Source organism: Hymenobacter sp. BT730, from assembly GCF_030542105.1.
GTDB lineage: Bacteria > Bacteroidota > Bacteroidia > Cytophagales > Hymenobacteraceae > Hymenobacter.
In genome coordinates this window covers 497,533-521,464 of sequence record NZ_JAUOFB010000001.1, presented here as the reverse complement: position 1 = coordinate 521,464, position 23,932 = coordinate 497,533, and the positions used below count along the sequence as shown (strand labels likewise).

Annotated in this window: 23 protein-coding genes; 11 read left to right on the top strand and 12 right to left on the bottom strand. The window is 58.0% G+C overall.

Going from position 1 to position 23,932, the window contains the following annotated elements:
* Window positions 1-78 precede the first annotated feature (78 nt).
* Complete coding sequence (locus tag Q4G72_RS02275; RefSeq protein WP_303309815.1) at window positions 79-699, bottom strand: thioredoxin family protein; 621 nt, start codon at window positions 697-699, stop codon at window positions 79-81.
* 186 nt (window positions 700-885) lie between these two features.
* Window positions 886-1,176, bottom strand: a complete 291-nt coding sequence (locus Q4G72_RS02270; RefSeq protein WP_303309814.1) for a hypothetical protein — start codon at window positions 1,174-1,176, stop codon at window positions 886-888.
* 944 nt (window positions 1,177-2,120) lie between these two features.
* Between Q4G72_RS02270 and Q4G72_RS02265 the strand changes: the two genes are divergently transcribed.
* Window positions 2,121-2,528: a hypothetical protein gene (locus tag Q4G72_RS02265; protein WP_303309813.1), complete on the top strand. Its 408-nt coding sequence runs from the start codon at window positions 2,121-2,123 to the stop codon at window positions 2,526-2,528.
* Window positions 2,529-2,879: 351 nt separating this feature from the next.
* On the top strand, window positions 2,880-3,287 hold the full coding sequence (locus Q4G72_RS02260; protein WP_303309812.1) for a hypothetical protein: 408 nt from the start codon (window positions 2,880-2,882) through the stop codon (window positions 3,285-3,287).
* A gap of 223 nt (window positions 3,288-3,510) precedes the next feature.
* Here the strand turns inward: Q4G72_RS02260 and Q4G72_RS02255 are convergent, their stop codons facing one another.
* A complete protein-coding gene (locus Q4G72_RS02255) occupies window positions 3,511-4,434 on the bottom strand; it encodes a hypothetical protein (protein WP_303309811.1) in 924 nt (307 codons plus the stop codon).
* Window positions 4,435-4,966: 532 nt separating this feature from the next.
* Here Q4G72_RS02255 and Q4G72_RS02250 point away from each other — a divergent pair.
* Both Q4G72_RS02250 and Q4G72_RS02245 read left to right on the top strand, forming a co-directional pair.
* A complete protein-coding gene (locus Q4G72_RS02250) occupies window positions 4,967-5,848 on the top strand; it encodes a DUF5694 domain-containing protein (protein WP_303309810.1) in 882 nt (293 codons plus the stop codon).
* An 82-nt stretch (window positions 5,849-5,930) separates the two neighbouring features.
* Window positions 5,931-6,236, top strand: a complete 306-nt coding sequence (locus Q4G72_RS02245) for a hypothetical protein (RefSeq protein WP_303309809.1) — start codon at window positions 5,931-5,933, stop codon at window positions 6,234-6,236.
* Between the two features lie 147 nt (window positions 6,237-6,383).
* On the opposite strand, the gene Q4G72_RS02240 is transcribed toward Q4G72_RS02245, so the two are convergent.
* The 4 genes from Q4G72_RS02240 to Q4G72_RS02225 all read right to left on the bottom strand — a co-directional run bounded on the left by Q4G72_RS02240 (window position 6,384) and on the right by Q4G72_RS02225 (window position 9,950).
* Window positions 6,384-6,944 (bottom strand): SRPBCC family protein, encoded by a 561-nt coding sequence (locus Q4G72_RS02240; RefSeq protein ID WP_303309808.1) that lies wholly within the window; start codon window positions 6,942-6,944, stop codon window positions 6,384-6,386.
* Between the two features lie 198 nt (window positions 6,945-7,142).
* Window positions 7,143-7,478: a hypothetical protein gene (locus tag Q4G72_RS02235; protein ID WP_303309807.1), complete on the bottom strand. Its 336-nt coding sequence runs from the start codon at window positions 7,476-7,478 to the stop codon at window positions 7,143-7,145.
* Between the two features lie 160 nt (window positions 7,479-7,638).
* The gene (locus tag Q4G72_RS02230; RefSeq protein WP_303309806.1) at window positions 7,639-9,276 is read right to left on the bottom strand and encodes an MFS transporter; all 1,638 of its coding nucleotides are present in this window, start codon (window positions 9,274-9,276) and stop codon (window positions 7,639-7,641) included.
* Window positions 9,277-9,476: 200 nt separating this feature from the next.
* Entirely contained in the window at window positions 9,477-9,950 is a 474-nt protein-coding gene (locus Q4G72_RS02225; protein WP_303309805.1) for a hypothetical protein, read from the bottom strand.
* A 436-nt stretch (window positions 9,951-10,386) separates the two neighbouring features.
* Here Q4G72_RS02225 and Q4G72_RS02220 point away from each other — a divergent pair, with 436 nt between their 5' ends.
* Both Q4G72_RS02220 and Q4G72_RS02215 read left to right on the top strand, forming a co-directional pair.
* Window positions 10,387-10,830 (top strand): hypothetical protein, encoded by a 444-nt coding sequence (locus Q4G72_RS02220; protein ID WP_303309804.1) that lies wholly within the window; start codon window positions 10,387-10,389, stop codon window positions 10,828-10,830.
* 52 nt (window positions 10,831-10,882) lie between these two features.
* Complete coding sequence (locus tag Q4G72_RS02215) at window positions 10,883-11,245, top strand: VOC family protein (protein WP_303309803.1); 363 nt, start codon at window positions 10,883-10,885, stop codon at window positions 11,243-11,245.
* A gap of 94 nt (window positions 11,246-11,339) precedes the next feature.
* On the opposite strand, the gene Q4G72_RS02210 is transcribed toward Q4G72_RS02215, so the two are convergent.
* Together Q4G72_RS02210 and Q4G72_RS02205 are read right to left on the bottom strand one after the other, a co-directional pair.
* Window positions 11,340-12,875 (bottom strand): M56 family metallopeptidase, encoded by a 1,536-nt coding sequence (locus tag Q4G72_RS02210; protein WP_303309802.1) that lies wholly within the window; start codon window positions 12,873-12,875, stop codon window positions 11,340-11,342.
* Complete coding sequence (locus tag Q4G72_RS02205) at window positions 12,872-13,243, bottom strand: BlaI/MecI/CopY family transcriptional regulator (RefSeq protein WP_303309801.1); 372 nt, start codon at window positions 13,241-13,243, stop codon at window positions 12,872-12,874. Before Q4G72_RS02205 ends, Q4G72_RS02210 begins: the two co-directional genes overlap by 4 nt.
* A 320-nt stretch (window positions 13,244-13,563) precedes the next feature.
* On the opposite strand from Q4G72_RS02205, the gene Q4G72_RS02200 reads away from it, so the two are divergent.
* Window positions 13,564-15,237: a hypothetical protein gene (locus Q4G72_RS02200; protein WP_303309800.1), complete on the top strand. Its 1,674-nt coding sequence runs from the start codon at window positions 13,564-13,566 to the stop codon at window positions 15,235-15,237.
* 86 nt (window positions 15,238-15,323) lie between these two features.
* Here Q4G72_RS02200 and Q4G72_RS02195 read toward each other — a convergent pair whose 3' ends face one another.
* From Q4G72_RS02195 to Q4G72_RS02185, 3 genes are all read right to left on the bottom strand, one after another.
* Window positions 15,324-17,447 (bottom strand): M13 family metallopeptidase, encoded by a 2,124-nt coding sequence (locus Q4G72_RS02195; RefSeq protein WP_303309799.1) that lies wholly within the window; start codon window positions 17,445-17,447, stop codon window positions 15,324-15,326.
* 54 nt (window positions 17,448-17,501) lie between these two features.
* On the bottom strand, window positions 17,502-19,604 hold the full coding sequence (locus tag Q4G72_RS02190; protein ID WP_303309798.1) for a M13 family metallopeptidase: 2,103 nt from the start codon (window positions 19,602-19,604) through the stop codon (window positions 17,502-17,504).
* A 121-nt stretch (window positions 19,605-19,725) separates the two neighbouring features.
* Window positions 19,726-20,802 carry an NADH:flavin oxidoreductase/NADH oxidase gene (locus tag Q4G72_RS02185; RefSeq protein WP_303309797.1) on the bottom strand — a complete coding sequence of 359 codons (1,077 nt, stop codon included), beginning with the start codon at window positions 20,800-20,802 and terminating at the stop codon, window positions 19,726-19,728.
* Window positions 20,803-20,978: 176 nt separating this feature from the next.
* Here Q4G72_RS02185 and Q4G72_RS02180 point away from each other — a divergent pair, with 176 nt between their 5' ends.
* The 4 genes from Q4G72_RS02180 (at window position 20,979) to Q4G72_RS02165 (ending at window position 23,931) form a co-directional block, all read left to right on the top strand.
* Window positions 20,979-21,887 (top strand): alpha/beta fold hydrolase, encoded by a 909-nt coding sequence (locus Q4G72_RS02180; RefSeq protein WP_303309796.1) that lies wholly within the window; start codon window positions 20,979-20,981, stop codon window positions 21,885-21,887.
* A 105-nt stretch (window positions 21,888-21,992) separates the two neighbouring features.
* Window positions 21,993-22,511, top strand: a complete 519-nt coding sequence (locus Q4G72_RS02175) for a DinB family protein (RefSeq protein ID WP_303309795.1) — start codon at window positions 21,993-21,995, stop codon at window positions 22,509-22,511.
* Between the two features lie 42 nt (window positions 22,512-22,553).
* Complete coding sequence (locus tag Q4G72_RS02170; protein ID WP_303309794.1) at window positions 22,554-23,414, top strand: pirin family protein; 861 nt, start codon at window positions 22,554-22,556, stop codon at window positions 23,412-23,414.
* 49 nt (window positions 23,415-23,463) lie between these two features.
* Window positions 23,464-23,931, top strand: a complete 468-nt coding sequence (locus Q4G72_RS02165) for an SUKH-3 domain-containing protein (RefSeq protein ID WP_303309793.1) — start codon at window positions 23,464-23,466, stop codon at window positions 23,929-23,931.
* The last annotated feature ends 1 nt before the right edge of the window (window position 23,932 follow it).

Below are 23,932 nucleotides of genomic sequence, written 5' to 3'. Positions count from 1 at the left end.
AAGGCTTCCACAACCGTGGAAGCCTTTTGTGTATACAACCAAACGGCACTCTAGCAGCTTACGCTCAATGTTCTCCTATCAAACCAGCTTGCTTACCAACTGCAGCAGTTCCTGCTGGGTAGACTGGGTTTTGTTGCGGGCGTACCAGCCGTGCAGCTCCTCGGCAAACTCCTCGTGGGAAGCACCGCGGGCTTTCATGTCCTGAAACAATTGTTGGGCTTCGGCGGGGCGCGGGCCCCACTGGGCTACTTCCGTGAGCGTATCGGCATTCAGCACAATCAGCTTAGGGATGGAGCGGCCGCCGTTGGTGAGGTAGCGGTCCATCAGGTCGGGGGTTTCGTCGCGCAGCAGGTAGTGCGTGCTGATGCGGCCATTGCTGGTTTGGGCTATGGCCTCCAGCACGGGCACTATCTGGGCCGCGTCGCCGCACCAGCCTTCGGTCAGAATCAGCCAATGGTAGGCATGCTGCAGGTGTTGCAGGGCGGTTTGCAGCTCGGGCAGTACCTGGGTGGTTTTATCCAGCCGCTGCATACGCTGCACATTCAGGTGGGTGTAGTGCGTGAGCATTTCCGACTGCTGGGTGCCGGTGGTTTTGCCTTCGGCCTGCAGCTTATCAATAAGTCGGCGGTAGTTTCCGTAAGTATAGGCGGTGGCCAGGCGCTCCGGTGTAAGTACGGGAGCCAACGTATGCGTAGACATAGATACAAAGGCTAGTGACAGATGCTATAACAACGAACAACGCCATTTGATGGCCGAAGCTGGTTGAATAGAGTTTCTGTAGTAATCCAGGCCGGGCTACAGCGTTGCCAAGGGTTACCCGGCGTAACCGAAACAAAAAAGGCCTCCATGCCAATGGAAGCCTTTTCTCTATGCTACTGCTTGCTACTAATGGCGACCCTTGCCATGTCCTTTGCCATGCCCACGGCCACCACCATAGTAGGCACCGCTGGGGGCATAGTACACGGGCCGGGCGGGCACCACCATTACGGGGCGGGCCTGATAGTAATGGCGCTTAGGGCCTTTCCACTTTTTGGGGTGATGCGCTTCGCGCACCACTATCACGGGTGGCGGAGCCGGGCGGCCAATGTTGATGGTAACCTGGGCGTTGGCCGGCGTAGCGCTCAGCGCCAGAAGAGAAACTACCAGAAAAGCAGTGAGAAAGAAGATTTTCAGCATATACAAACGGTGAAGGACAGGGAGGCAAAATACACTTCGGCGCTGCTCAAAAAACACGCCAAAACAGCCGAGCTTCATCCGGCCGCTACCCTTTACTTTCTGGACCTCCCATTGCTCACTGGAAAAGGGATGGGTTAGCCCCGGGCCTAAACCAGTTCGGGTCAGATACCCAACTAAGTTGGCATCGGACCCGAGCTAATTCCCCTAAAGGGGCTAGGTGGTAATCTTCTGGCTTATGCAGGCGCAGCCTTAGTAAACAAAGCGGCCCAGCCGACGGCGAGAAGCAGCAGAAAGTGAAGTAGCAGGACGGACACTAAGGGCGGAGGAAGCAACAAAACGTTTCATGGCTCAGAAAGGAAAAGGATGAATGGACTAGATACTGGTGATGCAGGCGCAGCCCCGCTTAGTAAACAAAGCGGCCTGAGCGACGGCGGGCCGAAGCCGACAGCGAAGCAGATGATTTCAGGGAACGAGCGGAGGAGGAAGTGAAGCGTGACATGGCTGAAAAGAGAAAGAGAGTGGATGATTGAAATACAGATTTGGTGAGGAGAAGAAGTGTGCGTTTGTGAACATCACTGCCGCTAACCTGTATAGGGGAATCCAAGCGCTGTGCCAAACTCATAATTAATTGATTTTCAATATTTTATATATATTACTCAAGAATAAGCCTCAGTAGATAGTGTTCGGAAACAGGCATACTGTCCGATTTCGTACAGCTGGTGGCGGCAATGGCTTAAGCAGCAGATTGGGGAGGCAGGCGCAGGTGTAGCCAAGCACCCGGTTTCTCGACCTTGGCATCATTTCAATAATTAATAAAATAATATGGCCATGCGTGGGCAACTGTTGAGGTAGCGAGGGTGTCTTATGGAGCATTACAGCAGTACTGCTTCGTTACCAGCAAAGCAGCTTTTTTCTCCAACCTCCTTCTTACCCCCTACCACGCTATGAAAATGCTTCTAACCCAAGCCCCTCGCCTCCTACTGGTGGCCGCCATTGCCAGTCTGGGCTTCACCCAACCCGCCCAGGCCCAATCGGCCCTGCCACCGCAGCCCATCAGTGTGCTGAAGGTGAATGACTTTACATATATAGTGCGCGCCAGCAACCCCCAGCAGCAACGCAGCGAGGTGCAGGTAGTGCGCCTCAGCGACAATACCGTGCTCTACAGCCACTCTACCTCTAAGCACACCTTTGGCACCAAACTGAATGTGGAGGAGCTACCCGACGGGGAGTACGCCTTTGTGGTGAAAGTAGGCAAAGACGTGACCCGCTATACCCTGGACCTGCACACGGAAGCGGAACACCGCTCGGCCCGGTTAGGTACGGTATCCTTAACGGCCATGGCTTTGAAGTAGCAAGTCTTTGCTGCACTTCCCACGCAGGGTACAGGCTGCTGGCTTGTACCCTGTTTTTTTACTGGATGCCGGGCTCTATAGGTTGCCGGCCACGGCTGACCACTTGAGTCGGGCTTCCTGGGCTGATGGTACTTAGCCTGCGGGACCCTGTTTTGAGGCCTCCTGCCCCTATACCATAGTGCGCCTTTTTGCATTCTTTCCCTAACGCTTCATCTTTCTTATAATCAGATAATTATATACAAAAATAGATGCAACGCTGTGTGGAAAACGGTGTCTATGATACATCATACAAGTACTGCTTCGCCGCCAGGCTGGCAGCTGTTTTTTCCAACCTTTTTACCACACTACGTTATGAAAACGCTCTTGCAACAAGCCCCCCGCCTGCTACTGGTGGCCGCCTGCGCCAGTCTGGGTTTTACCCAGTCCGCTCAGGCCCAGTCCTCGGCTCGTCCTCAGCCCGTTTGCGTTGATAAAGTAACGGACTTCACCTACCTGGTACGCGTGAGTAACCCTCAGCTGCAGCGTGGGGAGCTAAAAGTGATACGACTCAGCGACAATAAGGTGCTGTACAATCAGTTCAACAAGAAGGCTGTTTTCGGCAGCAAGCTGAACGTGCGGGAGCTACCCGATGGGGAGTATGCCTTTATAGTGAGAGTGGGCAAAGACATTACCCGCTATACACTGGACATCAACACCAAATTGGAGCGTTCCGCCCGCCTGGGTTCGGTATCGATGACGGCTATGGCCGACGAGGAGTAGAAAGGCAGGTGCCCCGTTGGCGGCAGACAACGCGGGTGCCCGGTTAAAGAAGTGGTGCAAGCCACCAGCCACCACAAAAAAAGGACAGCTAGTATAGCTGTCCTTTTTTTGTGGCGAAGCAGTCCAGGAGTTCGTCAAGAACACCTCATAACGTGTTGCGGCGGGGCCAAGCGGCTTAATAGGGCACATGTTCGTGCAGCCGGGACGCCTTGGCGTTGCCCGGTTAGTTGCAGTGACCAGGGCCGGTGGCGCCTTCGTTGTAATTGGCCAGGGCCGTGATTAGGGTGCTGGTGGCGCCAGGCGCCAGGTAGCCCGCGCCTACCGGAGGTATTACCTTTCCGCTAATGAGGGCATCGGCAGCTACTATGCTGGGCGCTATAACCTTACTATCAGCGCCTTTAGCAACGTTCAGCTTGGCGGCGATGAGCTGGTGCGCTAACGCCAGCAGGCCATTGCCCTGGGCTGGGGTATTAAAAATACGCAGCAGCTGGAGGTCTGTGTAGGAAACAGTGCCCAGCTTCAGGGAAGTTACAGCCCAGGTATTGGTGTTATTGCCAACGGGCACAGGGCCGTGGGTTTTCCAGTAGCCCTGGGAAAACGTGCACGTTTTTGCAGCGACGCAGGAAAGCGTACTGCCGGTCAGGTTGCCGGTATAGCCGCTGCGGGTAAATGCGCTGTTGGCGTGCGCAAAGGCCCGGAATACGTATTGCGTACCGCACACCAGAGCCCCATTACAGTTGGTGGAGGCGCCGTTATCAAACAGGAACTCTCCGATATTGATAGTAACCGATTCACCGGCGGCCAGATTATAGCGCGACAGGTTTGCGTTGCCCGAAAAGCCCCCGTTGCAGAGACTAGGCGTTTCCAACCAGGAATTACCATTGGCAGCAAAATCGGCAGCCTTCATCCACTGAACAGAGAAGCCAGCGGGCATTCCGGATGCCCCCGCAGTAACCTTAATGTTTATTGATGTTTGAGTAGAGCTGGCACCCGTAAGCGTGGGAGCATCATAGCTGGTTTTCTTACCGGCATCCTGTACTGCAGTGGTAGCCAGATTAACGTCAGCCATTTCCTTGTCTGAGCAGGCAGCAAGGCTGAAGCTAACCAGCAGCGAAAACAGGGTAGTTTTGAGTAAACTTTTCATCATGATGAAATAGGTGGTGGTTGGAAAGAATAGATGACGGCAGCGCCGCCTTGAAAAAAGCGCGTATTGAACTGTATTCGGGATTTTCACAGAGATGTAGAGGGCTGGATAGCTTGTTGTTAAATCAATTTTCCAGGCAATATTTTATCAGATCGGTACAGCCCGTGTAATAATAAGTAATTCAATAAAAATATTGTTATTTTTTTATAGCTGTACAAAAAATAGTTTGATTATTCCCTAATTCTGGCGCACGGCTTTGCTGCAAAATGCCTCTAAAAAGCGCATCTACCCGAATCACAACTTTGCGGTCTGGGGCAGTTTTCTGCTTGCGCTTGGCCTTGCGGCAGGCCGCCCAACGTGGCAGGGCCAGCACCAGGGCAGCACCAGTAGGAGGAAGAATGGAGGATAGGCTACGCGAGCAGATTTTCTCCTGTGGCTGCCAACCGGCAGGCTACATTTCGTCTCCTTATGGAAACCAAACGGCCCAGGGGCTACCCCTGGCTTTTCGCCGCCGATATCATCTCTCCTTATTTCTATGCCCCGATTATTACACGGTTTAATGTTGCTGGCGGGCCTGTTTAGCTGCACGACTACGCATACGCTGCCCACCCGCCCATCTGCCACAGCCGGGCGCCCCACCGAAATCTGGCTGTTTGCCTCGCCCCACCTGGGACAGCTGCGTAAAGCCAGTACCCCCCTGACGGATGTGTTCACGCCCCGGCGACAGAAGGAGCTGGCAGCCCTGCACGAGCAGCTGCTACGCTTCCGCCCCGATGCCATTATGGTGGAAGAGTTGCCCGAGCAGCAGGTCCGCATCGACAGCCTGTACCAGCGCTACCGGCAGGGCCAGCTGGTGCTGGACAGCCTCCCCGATGGCCGTTCCGAGACGTTTCAGTTGGGGTTTGCGCTGGGCAAGCGCCTGGGCATCAACCGGATTTACTGCGTTAACTCGCCGGGCGGCACCTCGCAGAGTATTTTAAACCAGGGCACTAACGTAGCGCTGTATGAGCAGGCCACCGCAGAGCATCGGCAGTTCTATAAACCCGTGATGGAGCAATTTGAGAATGGCACCCGCACGCTTTCCGGGCTTTACTCCTTTCTCAATAGTCCGTCTTTTCTGCAGCAGCTGCACACGCTGGTGTATCGCACCCCAGCCCGTGTAACCAATGGCACCCTAAAGCCCGACCCTATGGTGGATGCCGCCTTTATTAATCCGCATTACGTGGGGGCAGAGTTTATTTCCGTTATCTATAACCGCGACCTGAAGATTTACTCCAACATAGTGACCACGCAGCTGACTACCAGCAGCTCCCGTATTCTCACCATCATCGGGGGCCGGCATGTGGCTTCCCTGCAAGGCATTTTTGCTACTGATCCGGCCTATCACGTGGTGAAGGCCTCGGCATATCTGAAATAAAGGAAGCAGCTTGTCTGGTGTAGTGCGCTGTTTACTATCTCCTGCCAGCGTAGTACTTTGCTGCTCTTGCACTCCTAAACCTATGAACGAGCCTATTCTTCAGCTGGTCCACCAGGCGCATGCCCTTACGGAAAGCGCGGCGCTGCAGCAGACGTCCGCTGGTCCCCGCCGGCAATTCCTGCTGGCTGATTTATCCCTGCACCTGGTGCAGGCCGCCCTGCGCCAACCCCAGCCAGCTCCTCAGGAACTAAAGCGCTACCTGTATTCCATCCTCACCCTCTGCGACGGATTCCTTGACGACCTGGACCTGAAAGCCATGGCGGAAGTAGTACTGGCGTCGCAACAACCAGCCCCGGAAGCAGCACCTAGGCCAACGGTACAGCCTTAACCAGTAGCTACCGGGCCCATGGCGTGGTCTAAGTTTCGGTAGAAAAGCTGGCGAAGCGTCGTGCTGATACCGCATACAAACGGCCCGGCCGCACTGCTGCGACCGGGCCGTGGGGGTATCATCTCCCAAAGAAATAGAATGCGCTGCTTAGGGGGCTACCGTTACGGGCTGGCTACCCACCACTTGCTGCAAATTATGCAGGCCTTTTTCGAAATCGGCTCCAATCATACCATCCATCAGTAGGCCCATATAGCGGCCTAAAGGGTTCAGGCCCATATCCAGGTCCATGCCCCAAGTGACTTTGGTTCCTTCGGGCGCTTCCTCAAACAGGTAGTAACTGGTGGTTTTACCCGCTTCCTCCCCAAACTTCAAATCAGTATCGATGCGGGAGAAAGGCTGGCTGTGGGTGATGGTGCAAAGGCCAGTGCCTACGTTGCGCTGCGCACTGGTCCAGGCATAGCTGGCGCCCGGGCCGGCCGCAGGGCCGGTATAGCTCAGCTTCATGTGAGGGTCGAGCTTATGCCACGGCGACCATTGCTCCCAGTTGCGCAGGGTATTTACCTGCGCAAATACTGCTTCCGGCGCGGCCGTAATGGTTTGAGTGCGTTCCACATGTACTTTACGGGGTAACACATATGCTACCAGGGTAAGCAGTACTACCACGGCGCCCAATCCCAGGGCTACTTTCTTGAGCAGGTTCATAAGCATGATGGAGTTATAAGTATGTAGAAACGAATATATTTATTACTAATTGTAATAGCAAATAATACTAATAAAATTAACATATCATTGATTGAATCTTGCTTGTCTGCAGACCTGGTTATTACTCCAAGCCTTGCTACCACATATAAAAACAGCCGCATCTCCCAAAGGAGATGCGGCTGTTGAAAGCACTATAGAGCAAGCTTATGGTTTTGGAGCGGGCGGTGGTGCCGGCATCTTCATATCCGGAGCATCTACCTTGATGACACCCTGACGGGCCGGGGCAGCTTTTCTGGTGGGTGCGCCTTTATTCTTCCGCTTGGCTTTGCGGTATGCTGCCCAGCGCCGGAATGGGCCCAGGCGCTTCTTTTTACTGCGGCTGTTGCCTTTATACCGTCTGTACACTGGGCGTGGTACTTTGGGGGGGCTCAGCAACAGGGCAGTTTCGGCCAGCGCAACGCTAGACGATTCTGCCACCGCCTGGCCCGGCTCTACCAGCACCAGAAGGGCCAGGAGCAGCACAAGCAGAAGTTTGGGCATATCGATGCGGAAAAGAGTAATAGACAAGAGACTTGGAATGCTACAAAGTTAGTGCCGGAAGTAAAATTCCTGTACCCAACTTTGAACTAAACCCCTGAATCTTATGTTAACCACTCCTTTTTTCAATTGATAAATCCCTGATTGCCAACATCATCCCCCCCTACACGGAAGCAGCTACTTCCACATTAGCCGTTTTGGGGAAAGCCAGGAAATGGGTTACGCGGGGCGGTTCTGGCCCGGTATGAAATTGCCGTACCTGGCTTTCTACGGCCACGTCTTCGCGGGTGAAGCGGTGGTGCTGGCGCTCATGCTCGCCCCAGGTAGCCACGTAAAAGAATTCGGTAATCTTTTCGGGTTGAGCCACGTCCGTGAATACCCCGGCGCGCAAGGCTCCGTCGCGGAGGCGCAGGCGGGTGAGCTGGGTGGCCGCCTGCCGGAAGGCGGGCCAGTTGGCAGCGGGCACATGGTATTCTATCATCACTACCACGGGGCCGTCGTCGGGGTCAATGTCGCCGTGTACTTCGGGGTCGGGCCAGTGTTCGGCGGGCGCCAGGTCCAGCCCTTCGGCTGAGCGCATGGGAAAGGGCAGCGCCAGCAGCATGCTGGCCAACATCCAGCCAGCAGTGACCAGCAACGACAGCTCCAGGCTGGTACGGTCGGCTAGCTCACCCCAAACCACGCTGCCCAGAGAGAGGCCCGCCTGAAACAGCAGCATGTAAATACTAACCACCCGCGCCTGCACCCACTTGGGCACGTGTAGCTGCACGGTGGTGCTGAAGCTCGTCATCACCATCAGCCAGGCAATGCCCGAGAGGAACATGACCGGGTACAGCAGGTACACCGAGGTAAGCAGGGCCAAGGCCAGGTTGGTGCCCACAAAGGCCAGCGTGCCTAATAGTACCCGCTGGTTGAAGTTGAGCCGATGCCCGGCCCGGCCCATCAGAAAAGCCCCCGCCACGGCCCCGGCTCCCAACCAGGACAGCATAATGCCATAGTGCCCGGAGCTGAGATGCAGCTTACGTGCCACCACTACGGAGAGCAGGGCCCACATGGCGCTGGCCCCAAAAGAAAAGGCAAATGTGCGCACCAGCACCGCATAAATAGCCGGCGAATACTGCACGTAACGCAGCCCGGCCCGCAGGGCCCCCGTGAAGTTTTCGGCGGGGCCGCTGGTGGCTTCGGTGCTGCGCTTCCAGCGGTACACCACAGCCCAGGTACCCAGAAACGACACCCCATTCAAGAGAAACACCCAACCCGGCGAGTAGTAAGCAATGATGGCCCCGCCAATGGCTGGCCCCACGGCCCGGGCAATGTTGTTGCTCACCCCGTTCAGCGTAATGGCAAACGGCAGTGCCTGCCGGGGCACCAGCTCAATGGTTACTGTTTGCCAGATAGGCGCGTTCAGGGCGGCCCCAATGCCCAGCATAAACGTGAAGCCCAGCACGCCAAGCGCCGAAATCTCACCCATCAGGGACAAGGCACCCAGCCACACGGCCACTACCGCCATAAAGCCCTGCGTTACCAGCAGCAGCTTGCGCCGGTCTACCAGGTCGCCCATAGCGCCGGCAGGCAGGCTCAGCAGAAAGGAGGGCAAACTGGTGGCCGTTTGCATCAGGGCGACCAGCAGGGCCGAGGTGGTTAGCGTGGTAACCAGCCACACGCCCGCCACATTCTGCATCCAGGTACCAATGTTGGATACCACGGAAGCAATCCAGATAGCGCGAAACAGGGAGTAAGTGAAGGGCGTCCAGAGGGTAGCTTTGGGCGCATCAAGGGGAGCGGAAAGCGAAGCAGGCATAGAGCAGCAGAGAGCCGGAGACAACCAGTTCTATAGCAGAACCGACTAACAGGCGAATTGCTTTCGTACGAGCAGCACCGGGAAAGGGGTGCCTTTTCTGCCTTCGCTCTGCCGGTCATCCGTCTCACCGAAAATCAACCGGCCCGGAGCGTCCTTATACACCACCCCGGGACGGTTAATTTTCGGCAGTCAGCCGGAGGTTACAGCCCTGCCGAGGCCAGCGAAAGCCGGGGCAGACGGGCTTTCATATGGCGCACTACCACAGACTGGCTGCTGGCATTGGGCTGTACTTCCAGCGAGTAGCGGTAATACTGAGGGCCCACGTGCATCAGCAGTACATAGCGGCCCGCGGGCAGTTGCCGGAAGTTGAAGCGGTGTGCGTAAGCTGCCGCCGAATATGCCTGATCAAACAGCACGTGGCCATTGCGCACTCTCACTACCTGCACCCGACCACCGGCCTGGCTGGCCGGATTGAAAATCCGGACCCGAATGCTTTCGGCGTCGGTGCTTTCTACGGACACTGGTGAGGCTTGCTGCGCCTGAGCAGGATTAACTGCACTGGCCAAGCCCAAGCTCAGCAAGCCAACAAAGGTGAAGCGGCCTAGGTGCCGACGAACAGATGACGCCAGCGAAGAGGCGCGCGAAGAAAAGAGAGCGGGGGCAAAGCGTTTCATAGCAGTAGGGTAAAAAGAGTGGAACAGAGCGGATAAAAGCGGGGCGGCGGTGTGCGTTTTTGAACAACTCTCCTACCGTCCTGTATAGGAATAGCCAAGCCGCGTGCCATTCCAATAAGTTATTGATAATCAGTTAGTTGATTTTTATTTACTATTCATATCAGTCGCAAAACCTGTCCAAAAGCGACCACTGCGTCCAGTTTTGTACAGCCTTGTTATGCTGGGCGCGGGCCCTATCCATAGCAAAAGCCAACTGTTGCCGTCGGCCTTGTAAAGGCGTCTGAAAACCCGACTAGCAACCTGGATTCCGGCATGGCGCTTCTTTGATTTCCTGATAACCTACTTCCGTTATTCCTCTCTTTTCCCGCTGTAGGAACTCTGCTAAACAATGGAGTACCTTTTCGGGAGCTCCTATCCCCCTCCTCTTTCTCTGACTATGTTTCGGCCTTTTTTCTGCACCTGCCTACTGCTGATTTCGTGGCTGGGCCTGTTCATCACCGCTACCGCCCAAATCCCTGCTGCACCCACAGTAACCGTAGCGCCTGTAGACACGGTGCAGGTATTGCACGAGCTGTTTGCGGCCAAGCGCAAAACCGGCCGAAAGCTGTTACTACTGGAGCCCGTGGCCCTGGGCTTGATGGTGGCATCCTTTGGCGGACTGCTTAACGCCGCCCTGGATGGCAGTGGCCAGAGCTCGGCGGGCCTTTCCGGGGCAGGCATGCTGGTAGGACTAGGGGCGCTGGTGGGCTTACCCATGCAGCTCATCCGTAACTCTGCCGGTCGGGAGCAGGAGGTCATTACCAACTTCCAGCGCAAACATCGACTGCCGACCAGCGTCCGGCGCAGCCTGGAGAAGCGGCTGGCCCAGCCCGGTAGCTGAGCCGCAAAAAGCCGTTACATTTCGGGCTTACTCTCCTTAAATCCCTTTTTCTATGTTTCAAGGCTTACGCACCGTAGTCTACCCAGTCGGTAATCTGGCCAAGGCCAAAGCGTGGTATAGCGCCGCGCTGGGGCAGGAACCCTATTTTGATGAGCCGTTTTATGTGGGCTTCAACGTGGGCGGCTATGAACTGGGCCTGGTGCCCGATGCCCCCGTTGCCGGCCAGGCAGGTCCCATTGCCTACTGGGGCGTGCCTGATGCCGCCGCGGCCTTTGCCCGGCTAATAGAGCTGGGCGCACAGCCCCACGAAGACGTGCACGATGTAGGCGGCGGTATTCTGCTGGGCACCGTGCAGGACCCGTTTGCCAATCTACTGGGCGTAATACAGAACCCGCATTTCTCGCTGGCGCAGTAAGCAGGCCTGAGAAGTCGGAACTGCAGATATCAACCACCAAAAAGCCCTCTGTCAATAGCTGACAGAGGGCTTTTTGTACGTAGCATCCATGCCGCTACTTCGTGGTCACGATAATGACACCATTGCGGCCTTTGGCACCATACTGCTTCTCGGCTTCAGCATCATTTACAACCCGCACCTCCTTAATGGTGGACGATGGAATCTGCTTCATTTCCGCTTCGGTTATTTCCTTCCCATTCAGCAGAATCAGCGCCTTGCTCATGTCGGTTTTTTTCGTCGGGGCAGCGGCTTCTACCTTTTGGTTAAAGGCCCGTACGGCCCTGGAATTCACATTGGCTTTGGTGGTAATGACTACTACCCCATCCACTGCTTGGTCGCCGAAAACTTTGTGGGCTGCTTCGCCTTTCAGCACCTTCATCGATTCAATCGACTTTGGATCCAGCTTATCTACCTCGCTCTTAGGGGTGAGTTTGCCATCCACGTAATACAGGGGCTCAGCCACCACAGCAGCTACCGGCTCACCCTTTTCGGTAAAGACCACCTGCTTAGGCCGCCGGCCAATAGCAATTTCAGCTTTATAGCGCAGGTTGCTGCCATCGGCGGCGCGCAGCTCCGATACGCCAATCAGGCGGTAACCGGGATATTGCTTTACAATGTGCGCCAGCGCCGCCGGGGGCAAAGCGCTGATAGTAGTGGCCTTTTCAACATCCTCGCCAGCGGGTGCTACGGCAGATTTTGGCGTGAGCATGGCAGAAGCCGCCTCCGGCGCCGAAAAGCTCAGCAGGCTCAGCACTAAGGGCAGCACCAGCAGGTAACGGGCGGTTTGTTTACGGGAAGAAGCATGGGAATTCATCATTTGAATGCGGTTTTTTAGCGTGATAAAGGAGAAGGGTGTTACCAGCGCTGGGCCCGGCGCCAGGGTGCTAAGCCGCACGAGGCTGTATTGATATTGTCTGGCATCGAGGCGACCGGCGCGCAGCACTTCCTCGTCCGTGATAAACTCCAGGTTTTCCTGCACGGCCCGTAATAGCAGCCATGTGCCGGGGCTAAACCAACCCAGAATTCGCTGCAGATGAACCAGCAGGACATCCAGCGTATGCCACTGGCGCACATGCACCTGCTCGTGCAACAGAATGGCTGGCAACTCCGTAGCGCCGTGCTGCTCCGGGTTCAGGTAAATCGTCTGCCAGAAGGAAAATGGATTCACCTCAGCCGCCACCTGGCGGAAAGGCACCCCGGCCGCTATGGCCGGGCGCGAAGCGCGGTGCACCCCGGCCAGGGAAGCGCCCTGCAGCAGCAGGCGCAACAACATAAAGCCTACGCCCGACCAGTACAGCCCCAGCAGCCAAAGCCCATAATCAGGTCCCGTGGCTGAAGCAGGAGCTGACCCGGCGGCACCCACTAGCATAGCCCATGCCGGCAGCACTACCTCGCCCAACTGCACGGGCCGCACCAGCAGCGCCGATACATCCAGCAGCGGATACAACATGGAAAACACGCCCGCACCCAGCAGATACACCCGGTTGAGCTGGTGGAACGTGAGGCGGCGCAGCAGCGCATAATACAGGCCCAGCAGGAGCAGCAAGGCCGCGTTGGCCTTCAGCAGATAAATCAGCACGTCCGGTATCATGACTGCGGGGGCTTTTGGCGTTCAATCATCTCAATGATTTCCTGCAGCTCCTGGGCGCTGATTTTCTGGTCCTGGGCGAAAAAGGATACCAGCTCTTTGTAGGAGTTCTTGAAATAGTCGCCCACAAACGTGCTCATAAACCGCTTGCGGTAGTCTTCGGCCGCAATCAGGGGCGTGAAGCGGTAGGTGTTGCCCAGCTTCTCGCTCTGCAGGTAGCCTTTGCGCTCCAGGTTGCGGATAGTAGAGGCCAGCGTGGTGTAGGGTGGCTGGGGCGCGGGCAGCAGCTCCAGCACATCCTTAATAAACCCACCTTCCAGTTTCCAGAGCACCTGCATGGCCTCTTCCTCGGGTTGTGTCAGTCTTTCCATAGCTTTATTACGAATACTTCGTAATACTACGAAACTTTCGTAATAAACAATATTGGTTGACAGAAAAATATTATTGACGGTGGGAATAGGGTACTCTAGTCATGTTTTCAGTCGAAAAAACTACCTACTCCACCACCGTCAGGCTTGCACTGTATCCTGTACCGGCCTGCCAGGAAGCGCGCCCTATGCAATTGCCATATGAACAAAGCTCCCTACTTTAGAAAACCCTGAGCTCCTTACCGGTGCGCTGCCGGACTTCCCTTACCTGGTTTATGTTTATGCGGCCTTTATCTATATCTACTATATCTGCTACCCTAGCTTTGGGAGCTTTGCTACTGAGCTGCTCCCACAACCAGGCCGAAAAAGAGCTACCCGCCACTACCCCTGCCTCGGCCCGGCCCTCTGTGAAAGCGGCCCCGACTGAGGCTCCAGAGCCGGCTATAGCAACTGACTCCCTTCTGCCGCCGCCCCGCACGGCCAGGCAAGTACAGTCGCGGCCGCCGGGCCGGGCCGTACCCGCGCGGGCTGCGGCACCTACCTCCTGGCGTAACACTCCTGCGCCCGCTCCAGACACGGCCAATGCAGCTGTAAATCAGGCAGAATGGACCATTTTGGATGAGCGGCCCGCGCAGCACTTTCAGGTAGCAGCCGGCCGGGATACCGTGCTCCGATGCACGGAGGGCACCATACTGCATATTCCGGCTGATGCCTTTACCCTTGCGGATGGCTCCGCAGCTTCAGGAACAGTAGAGCTGCAGGTACAGGAGTTTTATAAGCTCAGCGACATAGTACTGGCCAACCTCGGCACAAAATCGGGGCCGGAGCTGCTCGAAACCGGCGGCATGCTTCACCTGGAGGCCCGCAGCGCCACCGGGCAGCCCTGCAGCATACGCCCTGGTGCCACACTTCTGCTACAGATGCCCTCCGCCCGCCCCCAAGCCGGCATGCAGCTCTACACGGGCGTACCCACCGCCCAGCATACCATCGACTGGCAGCAACCGGCACCAGCGCTGCGTTTCCAGCAGTTTGATAATCGGGGGCCAAGGTGTAAGCTGCCGGAAGCTGAACTCCGGCAGCGGCTGCAGCGGTCCATCGGCTACTCCCCGGCCATGGTTGCCCGCCTACGCCGCCAACCCCGTTCGGCGGCGGTGCGGCGGCAGCTGCGCCAGCTCAGCTGGCCCAATAAGCACCAGCGGCTGGCTTCTTCCCTCGTTACCCTGGACCTGGATGCCACCGGGAAAATAGTAGCCACCAGCATCTGGTGGCTGGGCGCTACCGATACGGTTCTGCATAATGCCGTGCTGCGCGCCGTTGCGCAACTTCCCTACCAGCCGGCTACTCTACGGGGCCCCGTACGGCCAGGCAGTGACAGCAACAACCGGAGCAGCCGCATTGCGGCCGTGGCCCCACGCAAAGAGCGGCGGAAGCCTGCTCCCCGGCTGCCGGTGCTACCCGTAGCGGGCCACACGCAGCTGGAGCTTGGCTTTACCAGTTCAGGGGGAATACAACTTATAAGCTATGATCATGGATCCACGGGGTCATCCAGCAACCAGGGTGTGCCCGTGATAGATGCCCGCACGGCCCGCCGCCAGTTGGGCACGGCAGCGGCGGGTAGCATGTCCGTTGATTCGCTGGCCGGCTACCTGTTCAGCGCCACGCAGCTGGGCTGGATCAACTGCGACCGGCTGCTGCAATGCAAGGCCCCGCGGGTGTTGTTTACCGTTGCCAACGAGGCCGGCAGCCCCGCGCGGGTGCAGCTGGTATTCCGGAACATCCGGGCCGTGCTGCCAGGTATGCAGTCGGCCGGTGGCTGTCTGTTCGCCAATGTTCCCGATCAGGAACCGGCCACCATTGTGGCACTGAAGCGGGAACAGGGGCAAACCTACCTGGCTCTACAGCCTACCACGCTGGGGCAGCGCACCGAGCAGCCTCTCACCTACCGCCCCGTAACCCCGGCTGAACTACAGCAAGCACTGCTTCAACTGGAGCGCTAAATGCCTCCCGGGCGGGTGCTAAAACCAAAAAGGCCGCCTGCGCAATGCAGACGGCCTTTTCCAATTAGAATGATTAAGCTACTGGCTTACCAGATGCGGGCCCGCTCGTTCTGAGCACGCACCATTTTACCCTGGTCTTTGCAGCCGAAGGCTTCGTAGAACTCGGGCATGTTCATCAGCGGGCCGTTGGTACGGTACTGGGCTGGGGAGTGCGGATCGGTTTGCACCTGCTGGCGGATGTACTCCGGGCGGGCGTTGGTGCGCCAGATCTGCGCCCAGGCCAGGAAGAAGCGCTGCTCGGGCGAGAAGCCGTCGTACTGCGGACGGGGGCTGCTGCCGTGCTGCTTCTGGAGCTGCTTCTGCAGGGCCGAGTAAGCCAGGGCCAGGCCACCGAAGTCGGCCAGGTTTTCGCCCATCGTCAGCTTACCGTTCACGAATACCGAATCCAGGGGCTGGAAGGCCGAGTACTGGGCGCCCACCATGTCGGCGCGCTTCGTGAATTCGTCCGCATCTTCCTTGGTCCACCAGTCGCGCAGGTTGCCCTGGGCATCCGACTGACGGCCACGGTCATCGAAGCCGTGGGTGATTTCGTGGCCGATAACGGCACCCATTCCACCGTAGTTTACCGCATCATCGGCCTTGGGGTCGAAGAACGGCGGCTGCATGATGCCGGCCGGGAACACAATTTCATTCAGCGATGAGTTGTAGTAGGCATTCACCGTGGGCGGCGTCATGCCCCATACCGAGCGGTCAATTGGCTTGCCGTAGTGGCTCAGGTTGTCTTTCGACTCCCATTCGCGGGCAGCCAGCACGTTTTTCAGGTACGACTCACGAGAGATGTTCAGGGCAGAATAATCCTTCCACTTGTCGGGGTAGCCGATTTTTACGGTGAAGGCATTCAGCTTTTTGATGGCTTCTTCCTTGGTAGCAGCGCTCATCCACTCCAGGCCGCGGATGTGCTCCCCCATGGCTTCCTTGATGTTAGCCACCATTTCCAGGGCTTTCACTTTGGTTTCCGGAGTAAAGGCCTTGTCCACATAAAGCTGACCGAAGGCTTCGCCCAGAGCACCATCCGTGGCGCGCAGCATGCGCTTCCAGCGGGGCTGCTGCTGCTTGGCGCCGCTCAGCACCTGGTTAAAGCGGAACGACTCATCCACAAACGCCTTCGGCAACGCCGACGACACTGAATTCACGAGGTGGGCGCGCAGATAGGTTTTCCAGTCGGCGAGGGACTCCTGCTTGAGGGCCGTGTTGGCTTCTTTCAGGAAATCAGGCTGACCCACAATCACTTCCTTGGCGGAGCTTAGGCTCAGCGCGGGCAGCATAGTAGTCAGCCCCAGGTTAGGATACAGACGGTTGGCTTCGGCCACCGTCATTTTGTTGTAGTTGGCGTAAGGGTCGCGCAGGGCTACCCGGTCTTTGCTGGCTTTGGCCAGGCGCGTCTCGATGCGCAGGACCGTAGCGGCGTTTTTGGCCGCGGTAGCCGGAGCCTCGCCCAACATCTTGAAGGTGTTGGTCAAATAGGAAGTGTAAGCTGTGCGGATGGTCTTAGAGCGGGCATCATCCTTCAGGTAATAGTCGCGGTCCGGCAGCGTGAGGCCGCCCTGGCTCAGGTACAGCGCGTACTCGTCGCTTTTTTTGCGGTCCTGATTTACGCCCAGGCCAAATACCGAGCGGGTTTGCAGGCGCTGGGCACGTACCAGGGCCGTCTGCAGACCTTTCAGGTCTTTTACGGCCGCAATGCGAGCCAGCTCGGGCTGCAGATACTTCAGGCCGGCTTTTTCAATGGCCACGGAGTCCATGGATGAAGCGTAGTAGTCGCCTACTTTCTGCAGGTTTGAGCCTTTGGTAGCCGAGGTGTTGGCCGCCGACTCCTCCAGAATGCCGCGCATAACAGCTTCATTCTGGTTGATTAGCGTGTTCCAGGAGCTCCACCGCGACTCAGCGGCGGGAATGGGGTTGCTCTTCAGCCAGGTACCGGAAGCATACTGGAAGAAGTCATCGCAGGGCGAAACGGATTTGTCGATGTTGCCGGGGTCCAGACCCACACCGGGCAGTACGGGGCCAGCTGAGGCCGTAACTGCCGTGGCAGTAGCCGGGGCTGCCGCAGGCGCGGTGGCTGTGGCTACCGGCGTGCTGCTGGCACAGCCGGACAGAACCAAGCCGGCCGCTGTGCCCAGCGTCAAAAGAAAAGCACTTGTACGAAACATAAAGAACGGTGAGAAGGAAAAGAAGAACGAGGGGTGATGCGTGGCTAAATATAGCTACCAGATTTTTGCGCGGTCCTGTTCGGCCCGAACCATTTTCTGGCCGTCCTGGCAGCCGAAAGCCTGGTAGAACTGCGGCATGTTCATGAGCGGCCCAATGGTGCGGTATTGCCCCGGGGAATGCGGGTCGGTAAGGATCTGCTGGCGCAGCGCTTCGGGGCGAATATTAGTGCGCCGAAGTTGGGCCCAGGACAGGAAAAAGCGCTGCCCGGGCGTGAAGCCATCAAACTTGGGGCGCGGGCCGTTGCCGTAGCGCTGCTGCAGCTGCTTTTGCAAGGCACCATACACTACCGTGAGGCCGGCAAAGTCGGCCAGGTTTTCGCCCATGGTCAGCTTGCCGTTCACAAACACCGAATCCAGAGGCGAGAAGGCCGAATACTGACGGCCTACTACTTCGGCGCGCTGGGTAAACTTGTCCGCGTCTTCCTTGGTCCACCAGTCGCGCAGGTTGCCCTCGGCATCATACTGCCGGCCCTGGTCGTCGAAACCGTGCGTGATTTCGTGGCCGATAACGCCCCCGATAGCGCCGTAATTGACTGCATCGTCGGCGTTAGGGTCGAAGAAGGGAGGCTGCAGGTAGCCGGCCGGGAACACAATTTCGTTCATCGGCGGGTTGTAGTAGGCATTAATGGTGGAGGGCGTCATGCCCCACTCGTTGCGGTCAATGGGTCCGCCGTACTTTTTCGCTTCCTGGCGGTAGTCCCACTCACGGGCGGCCAGCAGGTTTTTCAGATAGGAATCCCGCGTGATGGTGAGAGCTGAGTAGTCCTTCCACTCATCGGGGTAGCCAATTTTCACGCGCAGAGCGTTCAGCTTTTTCAGCGCCTCGGCCTTGGTGCCGTCGCTCATCCAAGTATTGGTCTGGATGTGCTCAGCCATGGAGGCTTTGATGTTGGTGACCATTTCCAGCGCCTTCTGTTTGGCGGCGGGGGAAAAGGCTTTGTCTACGTAGAGCTGGCCGAAGGCTTCGCCCAAAGCCTGATCCGTAGAGGCCAGCATGCGCTTCCAGCGGGTGGTCAGCTGCTTGGTGCCGCCCAACACCTGGCTAAACCGGAATGTCTCATCCACATACGCCTTGGGCAGGGCAGAGGAAACGGAGCGCACCAAGTGCCAGCGCAGGTAGGTTTTCAGATCGGCCAGCGGCTCGGTCTTTAGTACTTTGTTGGCTTCATCCAGGTAAGCCGGCTGGCCCACAATTACCTCCTGGGCCGCACCCAGCTGCAGGGCCCCCAGGATGCGCGGCAAGTTCAGGTTGGGGTAGCGCTTGTTGGCCTCAGCCAACGTCATTTTGTTGTAGTTGGCCTGCGGGTCGCGCAGCTCCACGCGGGTGCGGGAAGCCTTGGCCAGGCGCGCTTCGATACGCTCTACCGTAGCCGCATTTTTCTGCGCGGTAGTGGCGTTGTCGCCCAGCAGGGCAAACATGTTTGTTAGGTACTTGCGGTACGCGGCCCGGATGTTTTCCGTGCGGGCATCTTGCTTAAAGTAGTAGTCCCGGTCGGGCAGCGTGAGGCCGCCCTGGTACAGACCTACGGCGTACTGGGTGGCTTTTTTCTCGTCTACTTCTACCCCGGCACCAAAGAAGGCCCCGGTTCTCAGCAGCTTGTGGCGGGCCACCACATCCTGCAGGCCGCGCAAATCTTTTACAGCAGCAATGCGGTTTAGCTCGGGCTGCAGCGGGGCCAGGCCGGCCTTTTCAATGGCCACGGTGTCCATGGCCGAGGCATAGAAGTCGCCGACCTTCTGCAGGTTAGAGCCTTTCTCGGCGGCGGTATTGGCCGCAGCTTCTTCCAGAATACGGCGCAGCAAAGCCTGGGTCCGGTCGCCGAGCAGGTTGCGCGGGCCCCAGCTGGAGGCATAGGCCGGAATGGGGTTGTTTTTCAGCCAGGTGCCGCCGGAGTACTGAAAAAAGTCCTCGCAGGGCGAAACGCTGGGGTCCAGGTCGGCCACATCCAGGCCCACACCTTTTACTACGGCTTCGGTGGGGGCCGCCGGCGTGGCGGCCGTGGGAGTAGTGGGCGCGGTTTGGCTGGCAGCACAGCCCGCTATGGCCAACGCGGCGGCCGCGGTAAGTGAGCGGGTGAGAATAGAAGTCTTCTGCATAGAAAAGAGAAGGGGAGAAAGAGTCGTAAGCTGGTCTTTGCCAGGCAAAGACCAGCTTCTGTAAGTTAAGCTGCACGAGCCACTTCCTCCCTCTCCGTTCCTCTGGCTCCTGATGCCTCTTTTAGCGTTTTCGAGGACGCGCCCGCACATATTGGTCGGGCCAGCTAATCTCAGCGCCCAGCTCGTGGGCGGCGTGCAGCGGGAAGTAAGGGTCGCGCAGCAGCTCCCGGGCCAGCAGCACCATATCGGCCTGGTGATTGGCAATAATGCTTTCGGCTTCCTCGGCCGTGGTAATCAGGCCTACGGCGCCGGTGGGCAGGTCGGTTTCCTGCTTAATGCGGGCGGCAAACGGCACCTGGTACATGGGCCCTACGGGAATGGGCGCTACGGGCACATTACCGCCGGTGGAGCAGTCCAGCAGATCCACACCTTTGCCCTTCAGCACGCGGGCCAGGGCTACGGAGTCATCCTCAGACCAGCCACCTTCAGTCCAGTCGGTAGTGGAGATGCGCACGAACAGTGGATACTCAGTGGGCCACACGCTGCGGGTGGCTTCCACTACTTCCAGCAGCAGGCGGATGCGGTTTTCGAAGGAGCCGCCATAGGCGTCAGTGCGCTGGTTGCTGAGCGGCGACATGAACTCGTGCAGCAAATAGCCGTGGGCCGCGTGCACTTCTATCACCTCAAAGCCAGCTTCCAATGAGCGAACTGCCGCCGCCCGAAAATCAGCTACTACCTTCTCAATACCAGCCAGGGAAAGTTCCTGCGGGGCTGATTCCTCCTCGGAAAAAGCCAGAGCGCTGGGCGCAACCCGCACCCAGCCGCCTTCCTCGGTGGGCTCGATAAGCGTACCGCCCTTCCAGGGGCTGCGGTGACTGGCTTTGCGGCCGGCGTGCGCCAGCTGAATGCCGGTTACGGCACCCTGGCTTTTTAGAAAATCGGTAATGCGCTTGAGGAACGGCACGTGGGCATCGTCCCAAATTCCCAGGTCGTCGGGGGTGATGCGGCCTTCCGGCGAGACGGCGGCGGCTTCCGTAATGACCAGGCCGGCCCCGCCCACGGCGCGGCTGCCCAGGTGTACCAGGTGCCAGTCGTTGGCAAAGCCATCCTGGCTGCTGTATTCGCACATCGGCGACACGGCAATACGGTTTTTAAAAGTGATGCCGCGCAGGGTAAGCGGCGTGAAGAGCTGAGACACGATTATACCTATCAGAGATGATACAGAAAGTCATCCTAACTCCATTGTTGGGTCTTGTGTTTGGGAAGTGCCGTTGAAAAGACCCTAGGGCATATTCTATTCCGTATCCAATGACCCTGGGCCTCGTAAAGCCCAGCAGCCCCCTGTCCTCTCCAACATCTGATTTTCTGACATCTATGAATATGCACTACATCCGGCGCGGTACCGGCAAGCCTTTACTGCTGGTGCACGGTATTGGCGGCAGCTGGCGCTCTTGGAATCCTATTCTGGAGGCGCTGGCCGCTGAGCGCGAGGTTATTGCGGTGGATTTACCGGGCTTCGGCGACACGCCCCCGCTGCCCGGCCCGGTTACCATTGGTACGCTTGCCGATGCCCTGACTGAATTTCTGCGGGCGCACAATTTCCTGGGGATTGATGCGGTGGGCAGCTCTATGGGTGCGCGCCTGGTGCTGGAAATGGCGCGGCGCGGCGGCGTGCTAGGCGCCGTGGTTTCCCTGGACCCCGGCGGATTCTGGCGGGGCTGGGAAATTCCGTTTTTCTATTACACCGTAGCGGGTTCTATCCGGCTGGTGCGCGCTTTGCAGCCTGTTATGCCGGCCCTGACCGGCAGTGCCGTTGGCCGCACCGCCCTGTTCGCGCAGTTTTCGGCCCGGCCCTGGCGGCTCTCCCCTAAAATTACGCTGGACGAGATGCGCACTTTTGCGGCCTCTCCTTCCTTTGATGAGCTGCTGGACAACCTGGCCCATGGCGAAAAGCAGCAGGGCGCGCCCAAAGGTTCTATTGCAGCCCCGCTGGTTATTGGTTGGGGCCGGCAGGATCTGGTTTGCCTGCCAGGGCAGGCGGCGCGGGCGCAGGCCCTCTTCCCCGATGCCCGGCTGCATTGGTTTGATACCTGCGGCCACTTTCCGCAGTGGGACCAGCCCCAGGAAACCACCCGCCTGATTCTGCAGGTAACCGGTGGACAGTACAGGGGGCAGGAAGCCGGTGCTGAGGCGGTTTCGCGGCCGCCGCGCACTCTGGCGGTGGCGGCAGTTGCGGGGTTAGCAGTGGCCGGGCTTTGGCTGCTGGTCCGCCGCGCCCGGTAGCTTGTCACGTAGCGCGGTAAGTATAAACCGGCCGGGCAGGGTTCCAAACACTTGTCTGGTAGTTAGGTTTAACCAATTGTTTTCTCTGCCTTTTCCCAATAATCTGTGGCTGATACCCTGGAAGTATGGCTGCGCGGCCCGGTGCCCGCAATACCCGCTTTGTTTCAACCTGTGGCGCATGCCCTGCTGCAGGCCCGGGAAGAAGCAACGTCTTTACTGGCTGATTTTCCGGCCGACCTGCTGTGGGAACGGCCCGCTGACGTAGCCTCCGTGGGCTTTCACCTGCAGCACCTGGCGGGCGTGCTCAGCCGCCTCTTTACTTATGCCCGCGCCGAAGCGCTGACCCCGAAGCAGCTGCAGGCCCTCCGTGCTGAAGGCCAGCCTACCAGCGCTACGGCTACTGAGTTACTCGGGCAGTTTTCTGAGCAGGTAGATAAGGCACTGGAGCAGCTGCGCCACACGCCGGAGCACACCGCTACGGAGCCGCGCGGCGTGGGCCGGGCGCAAGTACCCTCCACGGTGCTGGGTTTGCTGTTTCATGCCGCCGAGCATACCCAGCGCCATGTGGGCCAGTTGCTGGTCACGGCCCGGGTGCTGCAGGCCAGCCGAACCCCGGGCCAGTAAAGCCAGTATCCCTTCCCATTATCTATTCTCTGATTGATTTCTATGTCGCTTCGCCAAATAAAACAGCAGCACCGCGCCGTTAGCGCCCCTATTGCTGACCTGGTTACCTACCGCGCCCTGCCCACGCAGGCCGTAGAGCACATCGACCCATTTCTATTCCTGAATCACCACGGCCCGCAGGTATATCGGCCTAAAAACCAGGGCCTGCCATTTGGCCCGCACCCACACCGCGGCTTTGAGACGGTTACGTTTATTGTGGCCGGCGATATTCTGCACAAAGACAGCAGCGGACACGAAAGCGTGATTGAAGCCGGGGGCATTCAGTGGATGACGGCGGGGCGCGGACTGATTCATTCCGAAGTGTCCTCCGAGCAGTTTAAAGCTACCGGCGGCGACCTGGAAATTCTGCAGTTGTGGGTGAACCTGCCCGCCAAAGACAAGATGGTAGAGCCGCGCTACATCGGGCTGCAAAAAGACGAAATCCCGACCGTAGCGCTGGATGAAGGCCGAATTTTTATTCATGCCGTGTCGGGCACGTGGGCGGGCACCGTCGGGGCTATTCAGCCGCTGGCCGATGTGCAACTGGCTACTATTGACCTGCAAGCCGGCAGCATCCTGGAGCTGGGCATTGCGCCCGAGCGCAGCATCTTCTTCTACACCATTCAGGGGCGCCTGCGCGTGAACGGGCAGGAAACCGAAGCCCGCCAGTTGGTAGAGTTTACCCACAACGGCGACGAGCTCCGGGTAGAAGCCCTGTCTGATGCCAAGATTCTGCTGGGCCATGCGCTGCCCTTCCAAGAGCCCATTGTGGCCTATGGTCCTTTTGTGATGAACACGGAAGCCGAAATTCGGCAGGCTTACCAGGACTATCAGGCGGGAAAGTTTGGTAGCTGGAAGGACTAAAGCGCAGTAGCTTTTTTCCTTAGGCGAACTTCTCTACCTTACTAAGCCTATGGATAACTCTACCAGACGCTCTTTCATGTTCTCGGCTGACGTGCAGCACCTGCTGGTAGAGGCGGGCTGGCACCAGAGCCGCACAGTAGGGCTTGGCCAAAACCAGTTACCTACTCCTCTGATAGCAGGCTGGCCACCAGTAGTGCAGGCGTTTTTGACCGAATTCGGTGGCCTTATGCTCTACTTTATCCGCCGCGACGATAGTATTGCCTACCTCCACTTCGATGTGGCCCGGACCTATCAGAACGCCGTGCTCGACTACGCCGTAGCCGACTATGCTGTGCGGGCCGGAGAGCTGGCCCTGTATATTATTGGGCAGGCCTACACGGAGAATCTGTTACTGCTTATGGGGGCCAGCGGCCAGGTATACGGCGGCTACGAAGACTGCCTGTATGCCATTGCCGGGAATGGCGAATCTGCTATCGAAGCCATTTGCCTGGATTTACCGTTTCGGGAGATTCCCTGAC

Coding starts and splice junctions, on each gene's coding strand:
- Q4G72_RS02275 (WP_303309815.1), bottom strand. CDS start 699: ATGTCTACGCATACGTTGGCTCCCGTACTTACACCGGAGCGCCTGGCC.
- Q4G72_RS02270 (WP_303309814.1), bottom strand. CDS start 1,176: ATGCTGAAAATCTTCTTTCTCACTGCTTTTCTGGTAGTTTCTCTTCTG.
- Q4G72_RS02265 (WP_303309813.1), top strand. CDS start 2,121: ATGAAAATGCTTCTAACCCAAGCCCCTCGCCTCCTACTGGTGGCCGCC.
- Q4G72_RS02260 (WP_303309812.1), top strand. CDS start 2,880: ATGAAAACGCTCTTGCAACAAGCCCCCCGCCTGCTACTGGTGGCCGCC.
- Q4G72_RS02255 (WP_303309811.1), bottom strand. CDS start 4,434: ATGATGAAAAGTTTACTCAAAACTACCCTGTTTTCGCTGCTGGTTAGC.
- Q4G72_RS02250 (WP_303309810.1), top strand. CDS start 4,967: ATGCCCCGATTATTACACGGTTTAATGTTGCTGGCGGGCCTGTTTAGC.
- Q4G72_RS02245 (WP_303309809.1), top strand. CDS start 5,931: ATGAACGAGCCTATTCTTCAGCTGGTCCACCAGGCGCATGCCCTTACG.
- Q4G72_RS02240 (WP_303309808.1), bottom strand. CDS start 6,944: ATGCTTATGAACCTGCTCAAGAAAGTAGCCCTGGGATTGGGCGCCGTG.
- Q4G72_RS02235 (WP_303309807.1), bottom strand. CDS start 7,478: ATGCCCAAACTTCTGCTTGTGCTGCTCCTGGCCCTTCTGGTGCTGGTA.
- Q4G72_RS02230 (WP_303309806.1), bottom strand. CDS start 9,276: ATGCCTGCTTCGCTTTCCGCTCCCCTTGATGCGCCCAAAGCTACCCTC.
- Q4G72_RS02225 (WP_303309805.1), bottom strand. CDS start 9,950: ATGAAACGCTTTGCCCCCGCTCTCTTTTCTTCGCGCGCCTCTTCGCTG.
- Q4G72_RS02220 (WP_303309804.1), top strand. CDS start 10,387: ATGTTTCGGCCTTTTTTCTGCACCTGCCTACTGCTGATTTCGTGGCTG.
- Q4G72_RS02215 (WP_303309803.1), top strand. CDS start 10,883: ATGTTTCAAGGCTTACGCACCGTAGTCTACCCAGTCGGTAATCTGGCC.
- Q4G72_RS02210 (WP_303309802.1), bottom strand. CDS start 12,875: ATGATACCGGACGTGCTGATTTATCTGCTGAAGGCCAACGCGGCCTTG.
- Q4G72_RS02205 (WP_303309801.1), bottom strand. CDS start 13,243: ATGGAAAGACTGACACAACCCGAGGAAGAGGCCATGCAGGTGCTCTGG.
- Q4G72_RS02195 (WP_303309799.1), bottom strand. CDS start 17,447: ATGTTTCGTACAAGTGCTTTTCTTTTGACGCTGGGCACAGCGGCCGGC.
- Q4G72_RS02190 (WP_303309798.1), bottom strand. CDS start 19,604: ATGCAGAAGACTTCTATTCTCACCCGCTCACTTACCGCGGCCGCCGCG.
- Q4G72_RS02180 (WP_303309796.1), top strand. CDS start 20,979: ATGAATATGCACTACATCCGGCGCGGTACCGGCAAGCCTTTACTGCTG.
- Q4G72_RS02170 (WP_303309794.1), top strand. CDS start 22,554: ATGTCGCTTCGCCAAATAAAACAGCAGCACCGCGCCGTTAGCGCCCCT.
- Q4G72_RS02165 (WP_303309793.1), top strand. CDS start 23,464: ATGGATAACTCTACCAGACGCTCTTTCATGTTCTCGGCTGACGTGCAG.